The sequence below is a fragment of the Aeromonas sp. R4-2 genome, from assembly GCF_040908295.1.
Taxonomy (GTDB): domain Bacteria; phylum Pseudomonadota; class Gammaproteobacteria; order Enterobacterales; family Aeromonadaceae; genus Aeromonas; species Aeromonas veronii.
In genome coordinates, this window is the sequence record NZ_JBFODL010000011.1 from 175581 (window position 1) to 195906 (window position 20326).

Genomic DNA, 20326 nt, shown 5'->3' on the forward strand with positions numbered 1-20326 from the left:
GCCTCCAGCCGGAGGCGATTGTTTTCATTCTTCTATTTCTGCGTGGCTTCTCTGATGGCGGCTCCTTGGAGCGGTCACTGGCAGAGAGCGCTAAAGGTTGGTGGTGTGAGCGTATTTCTACGATTGAGCTGGTTTTTCAAGGAGCAGTGGCCCCGTTATCTGGCTGCCATCTCCCTGCTACTGATGGTAGCCCTGTTGACCGTTATTCCGCCCAAAGTGGTGGGCTGGGTGGTGGATGGCATCACCAGGGGCGGTCTCGACAATGGTACCCTGATGCGCTATCTGGCGGGGCTGTTTGGCCTGGGTGTGCTGATTTATCTGCTGCGCTACGTCTGGCGGGTGATGCTGTTTGGTGCCTCTTACCGTCTGGCCTATGTGTTGCGCAATCGCCTTTTCAGCCATTTCACCCGGATGAGCCCCGATTTTTATCAGCGCCACCGTACTGGCGATTTGATGGCCCATGCCACCAATGACATTCAGGCTGTGGAGATGACCGCTGGCGAAGGGGTGCTGACTCTGGTGGACTCCATCATGGTCGGGGTATTGGTGCTCTCCATCATGTGCAGCCAGTACTCCTGGCAGTTGACGCTGGTCTCCTTGCTGCCGCTACCGGTGATGGCCTATTTCATGAACCGCTTTGGCACCCAGATCTACACCCAGTTCAAGGCTGCGCAAGGGGCCTTCTCCAAGCTCAACAACAAGACCCAGGAGGCCCTTTCCGGCGTGCGGGTGTTGAAATCCTATGCGGTTGAATCGCTGGAAGATGAAGGCTTTGCCGAGCTGACCAAACAGGCGGGGGAGCGCAATATGGCGGTGGCCCGCATCGATGCCAAATTCGATCCGGTCATCTATCTCTGTATCGGTTGCTCCTACTTCCTCGCGGTGGCGGGGGGCAGTGTGCTGGTGCTGCGCGATGAGCTGACTCTGGGTGAGCTCACCAGCTTCACCATGTACCTCGGCCAGCTGATCTGGCCGATGTTTGCCATCGCCTGGCTGTTCAACATCATCGAGCGGGGTAGCGCCGCCTACTCCCGTATCGAAAGCCTGCTGGGGGAGCGCAGCGATATCGAAGAGCCCGCCCAGCCGGCCGCGTTTACCTCTGCCTTTCCTTTGCAGATCAAAGGGGTGAGCTATCAACTTGAGCAGCGCACCCTGCTTGCGGATATCGACGTTACCCTCAAGCAAGGGGGGATGCTCGGGGTGGTGGGGCGCACCGGGGCAGGCAAGAGCTCCCTGCTCAAGCTGTTGATGCGCCTTGCCAATCCGACTCACGGTTCGATTGTCATGGGTGGCGTTCCGATTGACCAGCTGCCGCTCGCCACACTGCGCAGCCAGTTTGCCTATGTGCCGCAGGAGCCATTCCTGTTTTCCACCACTATCGCCGCCAATATCGCCCTCGGCAAACCCGATGCGAGCCGCGAGGAGGTCGAACGGGTGGCGCGCATTGCCTGTGTCCACGATGATATCGTGCGTTTCCCCAAGGGCTATGAGACCGAGGTGGGGGAGAAAGGGGTGACCCTCTCCGGCGGCCAGAAACAGCGGCTGGCCATTGCCCGCGCCCTGCTGCTGGATGCGCCCATTCTGGTGCTCGATGATGCCCTCTCGGCGGTGGATGCCCACACCGAGCAGCAAATTCTGCATGCCCTCAAGGCCCATCGTCGCACCCTGATCCTGGTCAGCCATCGCATGACGGCGGTGGAGCAGGCCGACGAGATCCTGGTGCTGGAGCAGGGGGCCGTTAGCGAACGGGGTCATCACGGTGCCCTGATGGCGCACAATGGCTGGTATGCAGATATGGTGCGTTACCAGCGTCTCGAAGAAGCGGTGGAGGAGAGCCTGTGAATCCGACCATTAAACGACTGCTCGCCTACTGCGCCCAGTATCCTCGCTGGCTTATTCAGGCGGGGATCTGTTTGCTGCTTGCCACCGGCGCCGAAGTGGCCGGGCCGCTGCTGATCAAGCTCTTTATCGATGACTATCTGGCGCCTCGCAATATCGTGCTGCCCACCATAGCCCTGATTGCAGCGGGCTATCTGGGCTTGCAGGTACTCTCGGCGGCGGGCTTCTATTTGCAATCCCTGCGCTTTAACCGTATCGCCCAGGCGGTGGTGCAAACCTTGCGCGAGCAGGTGTTTGCCACCGCCATCCGCTTGCCGGCCCGCTACTTTGACAAGCATCGATCCGGCTCGCTGATTTCCCGCATCACCAACGACACCGAAGCGATCATGAACCTCTATGTGCAGGTGATCGGCTTGCTGGTGCAAAAGGTGGTGCTGTTGTGCGGCATCCTCATCTCGATGGCGCTGCTGGATCTGCGGCTGATGCTGGTCTGCTCCCTGTTGCTGCCCGCTGTGGGCGGGGTGATGTGGCTCTACCAGAAACTGAGCGTGCCGGTGGTGCGAGCGACCCGCAGTCTGCTCTCCGACATCAACAGCCGCCTCAACGAGTCGCTGCAGGGGATGCCGGTGATCCAGGCGATGGTGCAGGAGCGCCACTTTGCCAACGCTTTTGCCGAGGTGAACCAGCAGCACTGGTCGGCACGGATCAAGAGCCTCAAGATCAACGGCATTTTGCTGCGCCCGCTTATCGATCTCTTCTACATGATGGTGCTGATTGGCCTGTTGGCGCTGTTCGCCCACGAGGGACTGAGCCACGCGGGTGCCATTCAGGTGGGGGTGCTCTACGCCTTTATCAGCTATCTGGGGCGGATGATCGAGCCGCTCATCGAGATGACCAACCAGCTTAACCAGCTGCAGCAGGCGATGGTGGCGGGGGAGCGTGTCTTTGCACTGCTCGATGAAACCCGCGAGAGCACCGAGGGCGAGCTGCGCCCGCTGGAAGGGCGGGTCAGTTTCGAGCGGGTGAGCTTCTCCTACGATGGTGAGCAACAGGTGCTGCGGGAGGTCAGCTTTGCCGCAAAACCGGGCCAGATGCTGGCGCTGGTGGGCCATACCGGCAGCGGCAAGTCCACCATCATCAGCTTGCTGATGGGCTTCTATCCGCTGGATCAGGGGCAGATCCGCTTCGATGATCACGCACTGGATACCCTGTCGCTGGCGGCGGTGCGCCGCAGCATCGGGCTGGTGCAGCAAGATCCCTTTATCTTCGTCGGCACTCTGGCGGAGAACCTGCGTCTCGGTCGGGCCGGAATAGACGAAGCGCGGCTCTGGCAGGCGCTGAGCGAGGTGCAGCTGGCCGAGTTTGTGCGCAGCTTGCCACAGGGGATCAACACCCTGATGGAGGAGGGAGGCAAGAACCTCTCCGCCGGTCAGCGGCAACTGCTCTCCTTTGCCCGCGCGCTGGTGGGGGATCCGCGTATCCTCATTCTGGATGAAGCGACGGCCAGCGTGGACTCCCAGACCGAGTTGGCGCTGTCGCAGGCGATCTCTGCTGCCCGTCGTGGCCGCACCACCATCGCCATCGCCCACCGCCTCTCGACCATCGTCGATGCGGACGAGATCCTGCTGCTCTCACGCGGTCAGGTGAACGAGCGGGGTACCCATGGTGAGTTGATGGCCCTCGGCGGTCACTATGCCCAGCTGTTCGAGATGCAGAGTCAGGGGGCCTGGCTGGAAGAGAAGCGCGCCTGATCGGCACATTTGCTGTAACAGTGACATGAACGAAAAGAGGGAACCAGTGCGGTTCCCTCTGTTTTTTGTGTTGGGCAAAGGTCGTAAGCGTGATCCCTGTGCTTGTCGAATGGCGCAGATGCAGGCAACATGTTGTTTACATTAACTCATCGGATCAGTTCGCATATGGATTTGCAACGCTTCAAAGCCAATCTGGCGCTTCGGCTGTTTGCCTGGCGCTATATTCCCGTCATCGGGTTTTGTGCCCCGATCATCGAAGAGATGAACGCCAAGGCGCTGCGCATTCGCATTCCTCTTGGCTGGCGTACCCGCAACCATCTGGGCAGCATGTATTTTGGTGCGCTGGCGACCGGCGCCGATCTGGTAGGCGGTCTGCTGGTGATGGAGAAGGGGCGGCAGCGGCGCAAGAAGGTGCACTTCGCCTTCAAGGATGTGCAGGGGGAGTTTTTGAAACGACCGGAGGGGGATGTGCAGTTCGACTGCGCAGCGGGGGAGGAGATTGACGCCATGATCGACGAATCGTTGGCAAGCGGTCAGCGTATCAATCGCCCCATCCGGGTGGTAGCCACCTGTCCGTCATTGAACGGGGATGAGGCGATGGCGCGTTTTGTGCTGACCCTGTCGATCAAGGCCAGCTAGCGGGTTGCCGGAGAGTGGCTCCCCAAGACGGGATTAGCCAATCTCCGGGCTGACGCCCTCTTTCACCACGACCTTCATGCCGTTGAAGTTGACCACCTGTTCGGCCACGATCTTGCAGCGCTTGCGGGTCTCCACCTGACCGTCCACCTCGACCAGCCCTTCGGCAACGAGGGCTTTGGCGGCGCCGCCACAATCGGCCCACCCCTGATGTTTGATAAGGTCACACAAGGCAACGAAGGGGTGACCTTCGAGCAGAAACGTCTCCATGGGAAATCCTCTAGATGGATGAATGCCGGATACAGCAGGGCGACTATTTTAGGCAGTTCGCTCAGGCAAAGAAAGGAAGAGGGACTACTCGCTGTGAAAAAGTGGCCGATTGCTCTTGAGGTGGCGCTTTCGCAAGTCCTGATGGAGAGGTGAGAGGGCCAACCGTGACGTATCGTGACGCACCTCGTCCCTGCTGGTGTGCCCACACTCTCCCTTGACTGTTAGGATCGGGCCACTCTCAATGGCCCAAGGAACTTCCCATGACACTCTCCCGCCTGCTGCTGGCATGCAGCGCCCTGACTCTGTGCGGTGTTGCGCAGGCCAGTACTCCGGTGCAGGTCTCGCTGCCCGGGGTCAATTTGCCCGCGTCCCATCAGGTGGAAGGAGCGCGCGCCTCGCTACTCTACGGCCGGACCGGTCAGGTGAAGGGTATTGATCTGCCGATCTTCGCCCTCTCCGATGTGGATCAGTTCAGCGGCCTGCAGCTCGGGGTATTCCTGGGTGCTGGCCGGGTGCGCCACCAGTTTGGCGGGGTCGCCATCAACGCCATCAACTGGCACGAAGGGCAGGATACCGGCGTCAATCTGGGGCTGGTCAACCTGACCAACAATGTGCAGGGGCTTAACTGGGGGGCGGTCAATATTGCCAGGGGCAATGCGTTGGCCAACGTCGGCTTCGTCAATTACGCCGAGCGTACCACCTTCCAGATCGGCTTTATCAATGCGACCAAGCACCTCGATGGCTTGCAGATCGGGCTGGCCAACTACGCCACCAACGGCGTGTTCCCCATTTTGCCACTGGTGAACTTCCAGAAATCGTTCTGAGTGGGCGGTTCGCTTTGCGTTAAGGGCCTCTGCTGATTACCCTGTGCCTCTTGTAACTTGTGACAGGCGAACAGAGGTGATTGATGACGGCAGGGCAGATGAGTGCAATCGGGATCGGCTGGGATGTGCGTGGCTGGCAGGGCAGTGCCCAGGCGGTGGCCGTGGTGGGCTGGCAGGCCGACTCCAACAGCCTGCACTGGCTCGGGGTGTCGCCGCTGTTTCGCTTGAGCTCGCGGGTGGCGCCGGATCTGGCCGCCCTGTTGCGCCCGGCCCTGCAAAACGAGCTGACCCTGATGCAGGTAGAAGCCTGCCCGCAACTGGCGCTCGGTATCGATGCTCCGCTCGCCTTTCCCCGTGCCTTGCGGGATCTGCTCAACGGCCAGCCACACAGCTGCGCCGTGCCCGAACGGGAGATAGACAACCCCTACGCCTATCGTGACTGCGAGCGCTGGTTGTATCAGCAGTATGGCAAGAAGCCGCTGTCGGCCACCTTCGACCGGCTCGGCAACAACGCCACTCTAGCGCTCTCCATGCTGCCGCGACTCTCGGATCTGCAACTGGTGCCGACCGTTGCCCCGAAGGCCAGTCGCGCCGTGCTGGAGGTCTATCCGGCATTGGCCAAAGTGGGCGGCAAGGCCTCCCCGGCACGGCCCGAGCTGGCGGCGCAGCTGCCTGCGGATGCGCAGGTCGGCACCGATCGCTATGATGCGGCGCTCTGCGCCCTGATGGCGCTGCAATATGCCGCTGGTGGCAAGGTGACGGTATTGCCTGAGCTGATTTCGCCACCCAGTGACATGCCGTGTGATGAGGGCTGGGTCTATCACTTTGCCCGTCATGGCGTTGAGCACAACGGCATGTGATGGACGGTGACGCGGCGCATCATGGCGCCGCTCATCCTGTCGATGCGGGCCAAATGGCGCAAAAAACCTGTCTTTAGTCAGGAAATTGCCTGTTCATCCCGCGCCAAGGTGGCGCATCGTTATCTTCATCCGATATATTGCCCACCTTGCTGATCCTTTGCTGTGGTATTCCCGATGAAATCCGTTCTCTCTATTCAGTCCCACGTGGTCTTTGGTTGTGCCGGCAACAGCGCGGCCGTCTTCCCCATGCGTCGCCTTGGTATGGATGTATGGCCCATCAACACGGTGCAGTTTTCCAACCACACCCAATATGCCCAGGGGTGGCAGGGAATGGCGATGCCGGCGGGTCATATCAGTGCGCTGGTGAAAGGATTGGGCAATATCGAGGTGTTGAGCCAGTGTGACGCCGTGCTGAGCGGTTATCTTGGCTCCGCCGAACAGGGAGACGAGATCCTGACCGTGGTCAACGCCGTCAAGGCGGCCAACCCCGATGCCATCTACTTCTGCGACCCTGTGATGGGGCACCCGGAGAAGGGGTGTATCGTCGCTCCCGGCGTCACCCGTTTCCTGACCGAGCAGGCGCTGCCGGTGGCCGACATGATGGCCCCCAACCTGCTGGAGCTGGAGACCCTCTGCGATACCCATCTGGCTGATCTGGATCAGACCCGCGCGGCTGCCCATCAGCTGCTGGCCCGCGGCGTCAAGCTGGTGCTGGTCAAGCATCTCGGTCGTGCGGCGCAGGACTCCAGCCGCTTCGAGATGCTGCTGGCGACCCCGCAAGGGGATTACCTGATTGCCCGTCCGCTCTATGACTTTGCCCGCCAGCCGGTGGGGGTTGGCGATCTTATCAGCGCCCTGATGCTGGCCAATTTGCTGGCCGGTCACGATGCGGTTAGCGCGTTCGAGCGCACCAACGCCTCGGTGGATGCGGTGCTGCAGGAGACCTGGCGCCAGCAGGCTTACGAGCTGCAACTCATCACCGCGCAAGATGCCTTCGCCCTGCCAGAGGTTGAAGTGCGAGCGGTGAAACTCCCCTGAGTCAACGCGGACTTTCGTCTATCCCGACAAGGGGATGCAGATGAAAAAGGCTTGCCAATGGGCAAGCCTTTTTACTGTTTGCCTATTTAGTGCGGCAAGCAATCAGATGCGGGGATGGCGGAGGCGATAACGCTCAGCCATGGCATTGGCCGCTACCATGGCGGCGTAGACATCCTGTTCACTCACTGTCATCGGCATGTTGCCCATGGTATCGAGGGGATCGCAGGCCAGCTGCGCCACCTTGCGCCACTCGCTTTCATCAAAGTGGGTGAGCCCCAGCTCTGGTAGCGTCATGGGCAGACCTGCACAGTCGATGATGCGAAACACTTCATCAAGTTCATGTTGCGGGGCGCGCTCAAGCACGAGTTGGGTCAGCAGGCCGAAGACTACCTTCTCGCCATGCTGGGCGCGATGGAGCTCCGGGATCAGTGACATGCCGTTGTTGACTGCATGAGCGGCGGCCAGTCCACCGGCTTCGGCGCCGACCCCGCTGAGGTAGATGGTGGCCTCGATAACCTGCTCCAGCGCCGGGGTCGAGACATGGTGGCGTATCGCATCCATGGCCAGCTCGATGTTCTCACCAAGCAGCTCGTAACAGAGCTTTGCCAGACCAAGGCCAGTGCGTGAAGGGCGCTTGCCGACCAGATTGAGCCCGTCCGCCCGATAGCAGGCGCGCGCCTCGAAATAGGTGGCCAGGGCATCACCAACGCCTGCGGAAAAGAAGCGGGGAGGGGCGGCGGCAATGATGGCCGTGTCAGCCAGCACCACGTCCGGATTTTGCGGCAGGAAGAGATAGCGCTCAAATTCCCCCGCCTGGTTGTAGATCACCGCCAGTGCCGTGCAGGGGGCGTCCGTGGAGGCAATCGTCGGGAACAGCACAACCGGACGGCGCAGATAGAAGGCCACGGCCTTGGCGACATCCAGCGTCTTGCCGCCGCCGATCCCGACAATCACGTTCGCACCATATTGCTCTGCAAGGTGGGTCAGGCGGTGGATCTCCTGTTCGGTGCATTCGTAGCGAAACTTGTCGACCACTCCCCTGAGGCCTGCCTGCAGGAGCCCCGCCAAAGCTTCTTCCCGTACCCGCTCCAGAATGAACTCATCGCTGATGAGCAACGCATAGTCACCAAAATCTTTAACGTGCTCATGGAGTTGCGGGAGAAGGTGTTGACCGATGATGAACTTTTTGGGGGAGGTAACTGTACGGGGCAAAGTGGGCATCCATTATTCCTCAAGGCAGTGAATAACATAAAATAGATTATCAAATGGGTCTCTCACGATACGCCTGATGAGGCAATAGATGAAGAAGAAAAGGGAGGTGTTTTAATCATTAATTAATCTTTCTATTTATTTGGCTGTATTTTGGGGCGGCGATTGGCGGTGTTGAGGCATACAGGAGCAATTGCTCTATCGTGGCAATTTGTTGCAAGCCATATTGCTGCAACAAACAGTCACGCAGCAACAAGCAGGACCGCTTGGTGCGGCCCTGCTGTATTTGGATAAGGGATAGGAGATAGTCAGAGCAGTTTGTAGAAGATTGCGGTTGCTGCAAGGGTGCCATCGGCGTTGCGTGCAAAGCTCGGGATCTGGCCCGCCTCCAGATAGCCGAGTTGACGATAAAGGTGGGAGGCCACATCACCGGCGCGAGTATCCAGCACCAGCAGCGAACGGCCCGCGGCATGGGCGCCTTGTTCCATTGCCTGCATCAGCGCACGACCGACACCTTTACCTCTCGCCGTTTGCAGTACCATCAATTTTTCCACTTCGGCCCGGTGGCGACCGTTGGCCTTGCCACAGAGCGCGAGCTGAATCGCTCCTACTATCTGTTGCTGCTCAAGGGCCAGCCACAGCTTTTGGTGACCTGCCGCTAGATCCGCTTCAACTCCTTGCCAGTAGCAGGTAGATTCCTCCGTGGTCAGCGGCGGTAAAAAACCGACCGAGGCGCCGCTATCGACACAATCTTGCAGCATGGCGATGAGCGCGCTTTGGTAGGTCGCTGCGCTCTTAACTTCCACAATGTTCATCTGACATCCTTGTCGTTGCTCTGTTATGTGGCTGATTGCCACTGTTGGTTCATATGAGGTAGGTACTTATGCTCGGCGCAAGTACGGCTTGTCAGCGGATCAGCTCCTGCTCAACCAGCCAGGTAAACAGCAAGCGGGAGACGGGGGAGAGCTCATCGAGGTGAGAGCTGTCGAGCCAGCGCAGCTCGGCAATTTCTGCCGAGGCGATTGGGGTGCCGCTTGTTTCGCCGGTGTAACAGCGCAGTCGCACCTCGACTCCTGCCGGTTTGCCATCGGCCTGAGCGCTGAACTCGCAGACAAAGCGCAGGGTATCGGGCTGCAGGGTGACAGCCAGCTCCTCCTCAATCTCGCGGATCAGCGCCGCCTCGTCGCTCTCGCCCGGTTCCCGCTTGCCGCCCGGGATGTAATAGATGTCCTTGCCGTGGGAGCGGGCGCAGAGCAGCTGCTGATCTTTAAAGGTGAGCCAGGCGAGTTTGTCGATCATTGAGTTGCATCCTCTGTTTGTGTTGTGTGTATTGCCTGCATGTACCGGGTGTACAGGGTGCGGTAGGAGCGAGGCTCCTGCGCATCGGGAGAAAGTCCCAATTGATCTGCCAGCGCGAGCAGTTGCTGGCGAAAAGCCGGGAGGCGTTCCTCGTCATCGGTCATGATGGCGAGCTCGGCAAAATCCCCGATCTCGGCCAGATGATCCAGGGTGACGTGAAACGGGCCAATGAAGTAGATGCTGCGCCTTTTGGTGATCACGAGTATCTGCCGGTAGTTCATGGTGAGGAGCATGTTGGCAGCCTTGTCGGCATCGCTGATATTGACCGCCTCGCAGCGATCCTTCTCGGGCCCCTTGACGATCCAGAGCTGGATGCCGGAGGGCTGCATGGTGCGGATAGCCAGACTTTTGCCAGCCTGGGCAAGGGCATCATCCGGGGTGTCGAAGTAGCGATCCTGCTCCAGATTATCCTCCAGCATGATCTCCGGATTGAGGGCGAGCAGTGCCTTGAGGAAGGCGGGGCGATCCGTCAGCTGATATTTGAACTCGACTTCGAAGCGGCCCTGAAAGTGCGCCTGTGACATCAAGAAGATCCCTCTGTGAGCCTGTGTGGCAGGCAGCCTAACAAAGATGAAGTTGAGTCCCAAGGAGAAAGAGGGGAGATGCCGGAAACGCACTGTTTCCAGCGCGGTGACCGCGTAGCTGAATGAGTGCGCAATGGCTGGTTCGCCACAGACTTTTCGACCCTAAAAAAGCGGACTGGCGCACATCACGACAGGGCCGGACTGGGCGAAGGCGGGATCCTTGTGGTTTAATCTTGCCACTTTAGCGGTAGTGGGCGACGAGCCTGCTACCTTGCGTGGGCAAGATGCAGGTGAGCAAGATGCAGATAGCAGCAGAGAGCAAATTTATCGGACTCGGAGTCGCGGGCAATTTCGCCGGTCATCTGGAGCAGGCGGGTGAAGCGTCGGATTTCGTGGCTGTCGTGGTGCGCGATACCACGGCGCCCAAGGCGCTGTTTCCCTTTTTCGTGCCGGGCCATCCGGATCAGCTCGGGGTATTCCCGTTGAGCGACAAGGTGATCTTCCTGCCGGAAGCGGCGGTCAGCGGTGACGAGAAGGTGCAGATCGAGCCGGAAGTGGCCCTCTGGTGCGAGCTTGAGTATGCCGACAAGCAGGTGGTGGCGATCCATCCCCGTGCCTTTGGCGCCTATAACGACTGCTCCATCCGTCGTCCCAACGCCAAGAAGATCAGCGAGAAGAAGAACTGGGGCGAAGAGAGCAAGGGGTTGGCGGCCAACCTGCTGCCGCTTTCCGGTTTTGCCGCCGGTTGCGAGCTCGATGACTATCGTATCGCCTGCTATCTGGAGCGGGACGGTGAGCTGCACGCCTACGGGGTAGACAGCGCCGCCATCGACTACAGCTACTTCCACGGCAAGCTGCTCGACTGGGCCATCGACAAGTTCAATCATCAGCAGGATGAAGGGCCGGCGGAGCACATTCAGGGACTGCTGGCGCAGGCGGGACATCCTCCCCATGCGCTCATCAGTATCGGTGCCACCCGCTATACCCCGTTTGGCGAGACCCACTTCCTTAAACCGGGCGACACCTCCTGCGTAGTGGTCTACCCGGGCAGCCGTTATAGCGAAGCGGAGATCCGCGAGGCGATCCGCAGCCGCCACTTTGGTGCTGATATGTCGGTGCTGCTGCAGGCGGTGCAGGCGCGCTAATCAGGTTGGCTCGCGGGGAGGCCACAGCCATCCTGCGGGCTGCAACAAAGAGTCATTGATGAAGATTGATACTGCAACGCGGGCCGATTATCCGGCCCTGATCGATCTGTGGGAGGCCTCTGTTCGGGCGACCCACCACTTCCTGCCCGAGGCCGAGATCCTCGCACTCAAACCGCTTATTCTGGAGCACTACTTCGATGCGGTGACACTGCACTGTGCCCGGACGGAGGAGGGGCGCATTGCCGGTTTTTGCGGGCTATGCGATGGCAAGCTGGAGATGCTGTTTGTGGCTCCCGAGGCGCGCGGTAGTGGCGTGGGGCGTTTGCTGGTGGCGCATGCCATCGAACAGGGTGGCGCGACGCAGGTTGACGTCAACGAGCAGAACGAACAGGCAGTGGGCTTCTATCTGAAGATGGGGTTCACAGTGACGGGTCGCTCGCCGCTGGATGGTCAGGGCAAGCCCTATCCGTTGCTGCATATGGCGCTGGCGCCAGCCTGATGAGGCGCAGTACCCATAAACCAACGGGGGATGGCATCAGCCATCCCCCGTTTTTTGATCGTGTTTGTTACTTGCTGGCGACTTTGTTCACTACCTTGATCAGCTGATAGCGCAGGGAGGGGGCATCGGCCGGTACATCGGTGAGCTGCTCCTTACTCACGGTGAGCTGATACCGGTAGCCCGGCTCGAACTGGAAGCCTTCAATATCCTGGTAGAACAGCGTCCAGGGCTGCTGCTCATCACTGCGAACCTGCATGCACTGCATCGGGCCAACCCCGACGCAATCGACCAACTGGCTGTTGATATAGAGGGTCTCCCCCTGTGACGAGGCGGGGGCGCTCTGGCAGGCGGTCAGCAGCAAGGCTGCGCTGATAAACAGTGGTTTCATAATGGACTCCTTAACGCGAAAGGGGGCATTAGAGCGGCAAACAAAAAGGCGGTCAATGACCGCCTTTGTAACAAACCATATCAGCGCAGTGGTTAGCGCTGCTCGAGTGGAGTGAACTCGCGCAGCGGGTGGCCCACGTAGAGCTGGCGTGGGCGACCAATCTTGCTGTCCGGGTCTGAGTGGAACTCGTTCCAGTGCGCAATCCAGCCGATAGTGCGGGAGATGGCGAAGATCACGGTGAACATGCTCATCGGGATGCCGATCGCCTTCATGATGATGCCGGAGTAGAAGTCCACGTTCGGGTAGAGTTTCTTCTCGACGAAGTAGGGGTCGGAGAGCGCAATACGCTCCAGCTCCATGGCCACGTCCAGCAGCGGATCCTTGATCTGCAGTTCAGTGAGTACTTCGTGGCAGGTTTCGCGCATCACAGTGGCACGAGGGTCGTGGTTCTTGTAGACACGGTGACCGAAGCCCATCAGACGGAACGGATCATTCTTGTCCTTGGCCTTGGCGATGTACTCGGGGATGCGATCCACCGAGCCGATCTCTTCCAGCATGCGCAGGCAGGCTTCGTTGGCACCACCGTGGGCCGGTCCCCACAGGGAGGCGATCCCCGCGGCGATACAGGCGAACGGGTTGGCACCGGAGGAGCCAGCCAGACGAACGGTGGAGGTGGAGGCGTTCTGCTCGTGATCCGCATGGAGGGTAAAGATACGATCCATGGCGCGTTCAACGATGGGGTTGACCTTGTACTCTTCGGTCGGCACACCAAACATCATGTGCAGGAAGTTACCGGCATAGGAGAGGGCGTTACGCGGCTGCATGAACGGCTGGCCGATGGAGTACTTGTAACACATGGCGGCCAGAGTCGGCATCTTGGAGAGCAGACGGAAGGCACAGATCTCGCGATGCTGCTCGTTATTGATGTCGAGGGCATCGTGATAGAAGGCGGAGAGGGCGCTGACCACACCGCACATGATGGCCATGGGGTGGGAGTCACGACGGAAGCCGCGGAAGAAGAAGGCGATCTGCTCGTGCACCATGGTGTGGCGGGTGACCAGGCGTTCGAATTCGGCATATTGGGCCTTGGTCGGCGCTTCGCCGTACAGCAGGATATAGCAGACTTCCAGATAGGTGGCCTGGGTGGCCAACTGGGCGATGGGGTAACCACGGTGCAGCAAGACACCCTGATCCCCGTCAATGTAGGTAATGGCAGATTTGCAAGAACCGGTGGCCATAAAACCGGGGTCAAAGGTGAAATACCCCTGTGATCCCAATTTTCTGACATCGATGACATCCGGGCCGATGGTGCCGGAGAGGATCGGCAGTTCGACCGGATCTTTTCCGGGCAGGTGTAGGGTGGCTATCTTATCAGCCATAGCACGTCTCCTTTGCTCTTTATAATTTGGTTCCAGTCCTACTCTATTACGACTTTTATGACGCTGGCAAAGGTTGTTACCCATACCGAAGTGGCTGGAGCGCCTTATTTGAAACAGAGTTCCTTATCAATGTCAATTTTGCTGGAACCCCATTAATGGCATTAATGAAATGTTAAATTAAATATGCGATCGAGTTTGCGGTTTTGTGTTTTCTTTGTAGCTAATTGATTGTCTTCGGTTAAGGCCGCCGATATACTGCGCCACGTGGGTCATGGCTGCGGGTGTTTGAAACGCTTTGGCAAAGCCTGATGTGAAACCGAAAACTCGCGTTTTGGCTTTTTCAGAGTGTTTTGGTAACAAAAAACCAACAATCACCATTCCGTGCCCTCAAGTGTGAGTTAAAACAATAACTAACGTGCTCAATGGAGCTGAGTGGGCAAGCGTGAAAAACAAACAGAGACCGGTCAACCTCGACCTACAGACGATCAGCTTTCCTGTCACTGCCATTGCATCCATCCTGCACCGTGTTTCAGGGGTCATTACCTTTGTTGCACTGGGCATCTTGCTGTGGATGCTTGGTACTTCACTCGCCTCTCCCGAAGGGTTTGAAACCGTGGTTGCCATCATGGACAACTTCCTGGTCAAACTCGTGCTGTGGGGGATCCTGACTGCGCTGGCATACCACATTGTGGGCGGCTTGCGTCATCTGGTCATGGATATGGGCTATTGGGAAGAGCTGGAATCCGGCAATCAGAGCGCCCGCGTGGCCTTCGTGATCACCGCGATCCTGGCTGTATTGGCGGGAGTGCTTGTATGGTAACCAATTCTGCAACCTTCGGGCGCAGCGGCGTTCACGATTACATCCTGATCCGCGCCACCGCCCTCATCATGACCTGTTATGTCCTCTATCTGGTGGGCTTTGTCGCGTTCAACGACATCACCTACGAGGTGTGGGCAGGCTTCTTCGCCAAAACATTCACCAAGGTATTCACCCTGTTGACCCTGCTCTGCGTACTGATCCACGCCTGGATTGGTCTGTGGCAGGTGCTGACTGACTATATCAAGCCGGTAGGGCTGCGCGGGGCGCTGCAATTTGCCCTGGTCGTGGTGCTGTTTGTCTATCTGATGACGGGTTTCGTCGTGCTGTGGGGTGTGTAAGGTGACTATTCCAACTCGTGAATTTGATGCGGTGGTGATTGGTGCCGGTGGTGCCGGTATGCGCGCCGCTCTGCAGATTGCCCAGTCTGGCAAGAGCTGCGCTCTGTTGTCCAAGGTTTTTCCAACCCGTTCTCACACTGTTTCCGCCCAGGGCGGGATCACGGTTGCGCTGGGCAATGCCCACGATGACAACTGGCAGTGGCATATGTATGACACGGTAAAAGGTTCCGATTACATCGGTGATCAGGAAGCCATCGAGTACATGTGCAAAACCGGCCCCGAGGCTATCTATGAGCTGGAGAACATGGGGCTGCCCTTCTCCCGTTTCGATAACGGGTCTGTCTACCAGCGTCCGTTTGGTGGTCAGTCCAAGAATTTCGGTGGCGAGCAGGCCGCTCGTACCGCAGCGGCCGCCGACCGTACCGGTCACGCCCTGCTGCACACCCTTTACCAACAGAACGTCAAGAACAAGACCACCGTCTTCTCCGAGTGGTATGCGCTGGATCTGGTGAAAAACCAGGATGGCCACGTGGTGGGTTGTACCGCCATCGATATGGAGAGCGGTGAAGTGGTCTACTTCAAGGCCAAGGCCACCGTGCTGGCGACTGGCGGTGCCGGTCGTATCTACCAGTCCACCACCAACGCCCACATCAATACAGGTGACGGTGTCGGCATGGCGCTGCGTGCCGGCGTCGGCGTGCAGGACATGGAGATGTGGCAGTTCCACCCGACCGGCATCGCCGGTGCTGGGGTGCTGGTAACCGAAGGCTGCCGTGGTGAAGGTGGCTATCTGCTCAATAAAGATGGCGAGCGCTTCATGGAGCGTTACGCCCCGAATGCCAAGGACTTGGCCGGTCGCGACGTGGTGGCCCGCTCCATCATGATCGAGATCCGTGAAGGCCGTGGCTGCGACGGTCCCTGGGGCCCGCACATCAAGCTGAAGCTGGATCACCTCGGCAAAGAGGTGCTGGAATCCCGTCTGCCGGGGATCTGCGAGCTCTCTCGCACCTTCGCCCACGTGGATCCGGTCAAAGAGCCGATCCCGATCATTCCGACCTGCCACTACATGATGGGCGGCGTGCCGACCAACGTGAATGGCCAGTGCCTGACTCAGGACAAGAACGGCAACGATGTACCGGTGGTCGGTCTGTTTGCGGTGGGCGAGATTGCCTGCGTCTCCGTACACGGCGCCAACCGTCTGGGTGGCAACTCCCTGCTGGATCTGGTGGTCTTCGGCCGCGCTGCCGGCATGCATCTGGTCAACACCCTGGGCGAGATGGAGCACGGCCGCGATGCTTCCGAGTCGGATCTGGATGCCGCGTTGGCCCGCTTCAACCGCTGGGAAAATTGCCGTGACGGGGAAGACCCGGTGCAGATCCGCAAAGACCTGCAGCGCTGCATGCAGAACAACTTCTCTGTATTCCGCGAAGGTGCGGCGATGGCAGAAGGGTTGGCCGAGCTCAAGGTTATCCGCGAACGCCTCAAGTCAGCCCGTCTGGATGACACCTCCAAAGAGTTCAACACCCAGCGTATCGAGTGCCTGGAGCTGGACAACCTGATGGAGACGGCGTTTGCCACGGCGGTTGCCGCCAACTTCCGTACCGAGAGTCGCGGTGCTCACTGCCGCTTCGACTTCCCGGATCGCGACGATGAGAACTGGCTGTGCCACAGCCTCTATCATCCGGACACCGAGTCCATGACCCGTCGCGCTGTCAACATGTCACCCAAGACCCGTGAGGCGTTCCCGCCCAAGGTCCGGACTTACTGATTGCGGAGCCAGCCCTATGAACGTCACATTCTCTGTCTACAGATACAATCCGGATGTTGATAACGTCCCCCATATGAAGGAATATCGTCTTGATATTCCTGAAGGTTCCGACATGATGGTGCTCGACGCACTGATCCAGTTGAAAGAGCTGGATCCCACGCTCGCCTTCCGCCGCTCTTGCCGCGAAGGGGTCTGTGGATCAGACGGTCTCAACATGAATGGCAAGAACGGTCTTGCCTGTATCACCCCGCTCTCCGACCTGCTGAAGAAGGGCAATAACGTCGTTATCCGCCCCTTGCCCGGCCTGCCGGTGATCCGTGATCTGGTGATCGACATGACCCAGTTCTACACCCAGTGGGAGAAGGTCAAACCCTTCCTCATCAATGATGACAAGTTGCCGCCGGTGCGTGAGCACCTGCAATCCCCCGAAGAGCGCGCCAAGCTTGACGGCCTGTACGAGTGCATTCTCTGTGCCTGCTGCTCCACTTCGTGCCCCTCCTTCTGGTGGAATCCCGACAAGTTCATCGGTCCGGCCGGGCTGCTCGCCGCCTACCGCTGGCTGGCTGACAGCCGCGACACCGCGACCACCGAACGACTGGGGAATCTGGACGACGCATTCAGCGTGTTCCGCTGCCATGGCATCATGAACTGCGTGAACGTCTGTCCGAAAGGCTTGAACCCGACCAAGGCGATTGGCCAGATCAAGTCGATGTTGCTCAATCGGGCTGTTTAGTATCAGGGCCGACCACGTGCTGGCCCGACCTCTGGATAGCCATCCCACCCGTGGCAGGATGGCTATTTGACCCCTACAAGCTGCGCAGCAGTAACAAGAAGTACAAGGGATAGAAATGCATAACGGCGTGATGAAGGCCTGGTTGGAGTCATCTCACCTGGCTGGTGCGAATGCAAGCTATATCGAGGATTTGTACGAATCCTTCTTGGAAAATCCTGACTCCGTGTCCGACGAGTGGCGCAGCCTGTTTAGCGAGCTGCCCCAGGTCAATGGCCATGCGGTTGAACAACCCCACTCCCAGGTCCGCGATTATTTCCGTCGTCTGGCCAAGGATCCCTCTCGCTACAGTGCCCCCGTCTCCGATCCGCAAGTGGATGCCAAGCAGGTGCGGGTATTGCAGCTGATCAACGCCTTCCGTTTCCGTGGTCACCAGAATGCCAATCTGGACCCGCTGGGCCTGTGGCAGCGTGAAACCGTTGCCGAACTGGATCCTGCGTTCCACAACCTGCAGGGCCCAGATATGGAGGCCACCTTCAATGTGGGCTCCTACGCCATCGGTCGCGAGACCATGGTGCTCTCCGACCTCTACGCCTCGCTGAAGAAGACCTACTGCGGCTCCATCGGCGCCGACTACATGCACCTCACCTCCACGGAAGAGAAGCGCTGGCTGCAACAGCGTCTCGAATCCATTGAAGGGAAGGGGAGCTACACCCTCGAAGAGAAGACCCGTTTCCTCGAGAGCCTGACCGCCGCCGAAGGGCTGGAGAAATATCTGGGTGCCAAGTTCCCGGGAGCCAAGCGCTTCTCGCTGGAAGGTGGCGACGCCATGATCCCCATGCTCAAGGAGCTGATCCGTCGCGCCGGTGAGCAGGGCTGCAAAGAGGCCGTTATCGGTATGGCCCACCGCGGTCGTCTCAACGTGCTGATCAACGTGCTCGGTAAACGGGCGCAGGATCTGTTCGACGAGTTTGCCGGCAAGCATGGCGAATCCTGGGGCACCGGTGATGTGAAGTACCATATGGGCTTCTCCTCCGACTTCGCCACCCCGGGTGGCAACGTCCACCTGGCGCTGGCGTTCAACCCCTCTCACCTCGAGATTGTCAACCCTGTGGTCATCGGCTCGGTCCGTGCCCGTATGGATCGTCGCGGTGACAAGGATGGCTCCAGCGTGCTGCCCATCACCATTCACGGTGACTCGGCCATGGCCGGTCAGGGCGTGGTGGCCGAGACCTTCAACATGTCCCAGACCCGTGCCTATGGCGTCGGCGGGACGGTGCGCATCGTCATCAACAACCAGGTTGGTTTCACCACCTCCTATATCCGTGACCTGCGTTCCACCGAATATTGCACCGACATCGCCAAGGCGGTGCAGGCGCCGGTGCTGCACGTCAACGGGGATGATCCGGAAGCCGTGGTGCTGGTGACCCAGATTGCACTGGATTACCGCAATACCTTCAAACGCGACGTGGTGATCGAACTGGTCTGCTACCGTCGTCACGGTCACAACGAAGCGGACGAGCCGAGCGCGACCCAGCCGCTGATGTACCAGAAGATCAAGCAGCACCCGACCCCGCGCAAGATCTACGCCGATCAGCTGGTGGCCGAGGGGAGCCTCGCTCAGGAGCGGGCGACCGAACTGGTCAACGAGTATCGTGAAGCGCTGGATCGCGGCGAGCGGGTGAGCAAGGAGTGGCGGCCGATGGAGCTACACTCCGTCGACTGGACCCCTTATCTGGGCCACGACTGGAACATGGCCTATGAGAGTGCCGTGCCGATGGATCACCTCAAGAGCCTCGGCGAGCGGGTGAGCCAGTATCCGGCGACCCACGTGCTACAGCGTCAGGTCGAGAAAATTTATGAAGACCGCCGTCTGATGGCCGCTGGCGAGAAGCTGGTGGATTGGGGCTTTGCCGAGACCCTGGCCTACGCCACTCTGGTGGACAAGGGGTCCCGCATCCGCTTTACCGGTGAAGATTCCGGCCGTGGCACCTTCTTCCACCGCCACGCCGTGCTGCACAGCCAGACCGATGCCAGCACCTACACCCCGCTGTGCAACCTGCACGACGAGCAAGGCCCGTTCGAGGTGTATGACTCTGTGCTGACCGAGAACGCGGTACTGGCCTTTGAATATGGTTACGCCAGCGCCGAGCCGGCTGGCCTCACCATCTGGGAAGCCCAGTTCGGCGATTTCGCCAACTGTGCCCAGGTAGTGGTGGATCAGTTCCTCTCCTCCGGTGAGCAGAAGTGGGGCCGGATGTGCGGCCTGACCATGCTGCTGCCGCACGGTTACGAGGGGCAGGGCCCGGAGCACTCCTCCGCCCGTCTGGAGCGTTATCTGCAGATGTGCGCCCAGCACAACATGCAGGTGTGCGTGCCCTCAACCCCGGCGCAGGTGTTCCATATGCTGCGTCGTCAGGTTGTGCGCCCGATGCGCCGTCCGCTCATCGTCATGACGCCCAAATCCCTGCTACGCCATCCGCTGGCGGTGAGCAAGCTTGAAGAACTGGCGGAAGGTACCTTCCAGAACGCCATCGGCGAGATCGATGCGCTGGATCCGAAAGCGGTCAAGCGCGTGGTCTTCTGCTCCGGCAAGGTCTACTACGACCTGCTCGATGCCCGTCGCAAGGCCGAGCAGCAAGATGTGGCACTGGTGCGAATTGAGCAGCTCTACCCCTTCCCGGAAGAGGAAGTGCGCGCCATTCTGGCCGATTACAGCCACGTCACCGACTTTGTCTGGTGTCAGGAAGAGCCGCAGAACCAGGGCGCCTGGTACTGCACCCGTCACCACTACGATGGCGTGCTGCCAGCCGGAGCTACCCTGCGTTATGCCGGTCGCCCCGCGTCAGCCTCACCGGCCGTCGGTTACATGTCTGTCCACGCCAAGCAGCAAAAAGCCTTGGTGGAAGATGCCCTTACCCTGTAAAGCCTCTGGCATAGAAGTAAAAA

General features: G+C 59.5%; 20 protein-coding genes. 13 read left to right on the top strand and 7 right to left on the bottom strand.

From position 1 onward, the window contains the following. The first annotated feature begins 105 nt into the window (after window positions 1–105). The 3 genes from AB5Y99_RS08115 (at window position 106) to AB5Y99_RS08125 (ending at window position 4229) form a co-directional block, all read left to right on the top strand. The gene (locus tag AB5Y99_RS08115) at window positions 106–1842 is read left to right on the top strand and encodes an ABC transporter transmembrane domain-containing protein (RefSeq protein ID WP_368209341.1); all 1737 of its coding nucleotides are present in this window, start codon (window positions 106–108) and stop codon (window positions 1840–1842) included. Next, window positions 1839–3590 carry an ABC transporter transmembrane domain-containing protein gene (locus tag AB5Y99_RS08120; RefSeq protein ID WP_075115105.1) on the top strand — a complete coding sequence of 584 codons (1752 nt, stop codon included), beginning with the start codon at window positions 1839–1841 and terminating at the stop codon, window positions 3588–3590. Before AB5Y99_RS08115 ends, AB5Y99_RS08120 begins: the two co-directional genes overlap by 4 nt. Window positions 3591–3755: 165 nt before the next feature. Then, window positions 3756–4229, top strand: a complete 474-nt coding sequence (locus AB5Y99_RS08125; RefSeq protein ID WP_005352552.1) for a DUF4442 domain-containing protein — start codon at window positions 3756–3758, stop codon at window positions 4227–4229. A gap of 33 nt (window positions 4230–4262) precedes the next feature. Here the strand turns inward: AB5Y99_RS08125 and ybcJ are convergent, their stop codons facing one another. After that, a complete protein-coding gene (gene ybcJ / locus AB5Y99_RS08130) occupies window positions 4263–4496 on the bottom strand; it encodes a ribosome-associated protein YbcJ (protein WP_005361116.1) in 234 nt (77 codons plus the stop codon). A gap of 260 nt (window positions 4497–4756) precedes the next feature. Here ybcJ and AB5Y99_RS08135 point away from each other — a divergent pair, with 260 nt between their 5' ends. The 3 genes from AB5Y99_RS08135 (at window position 4757) to pdxY (ending at window position 7218) form a co-directional block, all read left to right on the top strand. Beyond that, window positions 4757–5320: a hypothetical protein gene (locus AB5Y99_RS08135; protein ID WP_043824279.1), complete on the top strand. Its 564-nt coding sequence runs from the start codon at window positions 4757–4759 to the stop codon at window positions 5318–5320. Window positions 5321–5403: 83 nt separating this feature from the next. Beyond that, complete coding sequence (locus tag AB5Y99_RS08140) at window positions 5404–6180, top strand: DUF429 domain-containing protein (protein ID WP_043824277.1); 777 nt, start codon at window positions 5404–5406, stop codon at window positions 6178–6180. A gap of 174 nt (window positions 6181–6354) precedes the next feature. Further along, window positions 6355–7218 carry a pyridoxal kinase PdxY gene (gene pdxY / locus AB5Y99_RS08145; protein WP_043824274.1) on the top strand — a complete coding sequence of 288 codons (864 nt, stop codon included), beginning with the start codon at window positions 6355–6357 and terminating at the stop codon, window positions 7216–7218. 102 nt (window positions 7219–7320) lie between these two features. Here the strand turns inward: pdxY and AB5Y99_RS08150 are convergent, their stop codons facing one another. The 4 genes from AB5Y99_RS08150 to AB5Y99_RS08165 all read right to left on the bottom strand — a co-directional run bounded on the left by AB5Y99_RS08150 (window position 7321) and on the right by AB5Y99_RS08165 (window position 10310). Continuing rightward, window positions 7321–8439 (bottom strand): glycerol dehydrogenase, encoded by a 1119-nt coding sequence (locus AB5Y99_RS08150; protein ID WP_216950663.1) that lies wholly within the window; start codon window positions 8437–8439, stop codon window positions 7321–7323. Between the two features lie 296 nt (window positions 8440–8735). Then, a complete protein-coding gene (locus AB5Y99_RS08155) occupies window positions 8736–9242 on the bottom strand; it encodes a GNAT family N-acetyltransferase (RefSeq protein ID WP_201953273.1) in 507 nt (168 codons plus the stop codon). Window positions 9243–9333: 91 nt separating this feature from the next. Next, window positions 9334–9726: an NUDIX domain-containing protein gene (locus AB5Y99_RS08160; protein ID WP_216950664.1), complete on the bottom strand. Its 393-nt coding sequence runs from the start codon at window positions 9724–9726 to the stop codon at window positions 9334–9336. After that, window positions 9723–10310, bottom strand: coding sequence for a class IV adenylate cyclase (locus AB5Y99_RS08165; protein ID WP_216950665.1), 588 nt, complete (start codon window positions 10308–10310; stop codon window positions 9723–9725). The genes AB5Y99_RS08160 and AB5Y99_RS08165 overlap by 4 nt, the downstream gene beginning before the upstream one ends. 299 nt (window positions 10311–10609) lie before the next feature. Between AB5Y99_RS08165 and AB5Y99_RS08170 the strand changes: the two genes are divergently transcribed. Together AB5Y99_RS08170 and AB5Y99_RS08175 are read left to right on the top strand one after the other, a co-directional pair. Beyond that, a complete protein-coding gene (locus AB5Y99_RS08170) occupies window positions 10610–11455 on the top strand; it encodes a DUF5718 family protein (RefSeq protein WP_216950666.1) in 846 nt (281 codons plus the stop codon). A gap of 58 nt (window positions 11456–11513) precedes the next feature. Beyond that, window positions 11514–11954, top strand: coding sequence for an acetyltransferase (locus AB5Y99_RS08175; protein ID WP_335831269.1), 441 nt, complete (start codon window positions 11514–11516; stop codon window positions 11952–11954). Between the two features lie 67 nt (window positions 11955–12021). Here the strand turns inward: AB5Y99_RS08175 and AB5Y99_RS08180 are convergent, their stop codons facing one another. Together AB5Y99_RS08180 and AB5Y99_RS08185 are read right to left on the bottom strand one after the other, a co-directional pair. Next, the gene (locus AB5Y99_RS08180; protein WP_335831268.1) at window positions 12022–12342 is read right to left on the bottom strand and encodes a DUF4377 domain-containing protein; all 321 of its coding nucleotides are present in this window, start codon (window positions 12340–12342) and stop codon (window positions 12022–12024) included. Window positions 12343–12434: 92 nt separating this feature from the next. Next, the gene (locus tag AB5Y99_RS08185) at window positions 12435–13721 is read right to left on the bottom strand and encodes a citrate synthase (protein WP_005333572.1); all 1287 of its coding nucleotides are present in this window, start codon (window positions 13719–13721) and stop codon (window positions 12435–12437) included. Between the two features lie 442 nt (window positions 13722–14163). On the opposite strand from AB5Y99_RS08185, the gene sdhC reads away from it, so the two are divergent. The 5 genes from sdhC (at window position 14164) to sucA (ending at window position 20303) form a co-directional block, all read left to right on the top strand. After that, window positions 14164–14541 carry a succinate dehydrogenase cytochrome b556 subunit gene (gene sdhC, locus AB5Y99_RS08190; RefSeq protein ID WP_005333571.1) on the top strand — a complete coding sequence of 126 codons (378 nt, stop codon included), beginning with the start codon at window positions 14164–14166 and terminating at the stop codon, window positions 14539–14541. Continuing rightward, window positions 14535–14879 carry a succinate dehydrogenase, hydrophobic membrane anchor protein gene (sdhD, locus tag AB5Y99_RS08195; protein ID WP_005333558.1) on the top strand — a complete coding sequence of 115 codons (345 nt, stop codon included), beginning with the start codon at window positions 14535–14537 and terminating at the stop codon, window positions 14877–14879. Before sdhC ends, sdhD begins: the two co-directional genes overlap by 7 nt. A 1-nt stretch (window position 14880) precedes the next feature. Continuing rightward, a complete protein-coding gene (gene sdhA, locus AB5Y99_RS08200; protein ID WP_013723668.1) occupies window positions 14881–16647 on the top strand; it encodes a succinate dehydrogenase flavoprotein subunit in 1767 nt (588 codons plus the stop codon). Window positions 16648–16663: 16 nt separating this feature from the next. After that, entirely contained in the window at window positions 16664–17380 is a 717-nt protein-coding gene (locus AB5Y99_RS08205) for a succinate dehydrogenase iron-sulfur subunit (RefSeq protein ID WP_005333549.1), read from the top strand. A 115-nt stretch (window positions 17381–17495) separates the two neighbouring features. Beyond that, the gene (sucA, locus tag AB5Y99_RS08210) at window positions 17496–20303 is read left to right on the top strand and encodes a 2-oxoglutarate dehydrogenase E1 component (RefSeq protein ID WP_368209345.1); all 2808 of its coding nucleotides are present in this window, start codon (window positions 17496–17498) and stop codon (window positions 20301–20303) included. Window positions 20304–20326 lie beyond the last annotated feature (23 nt).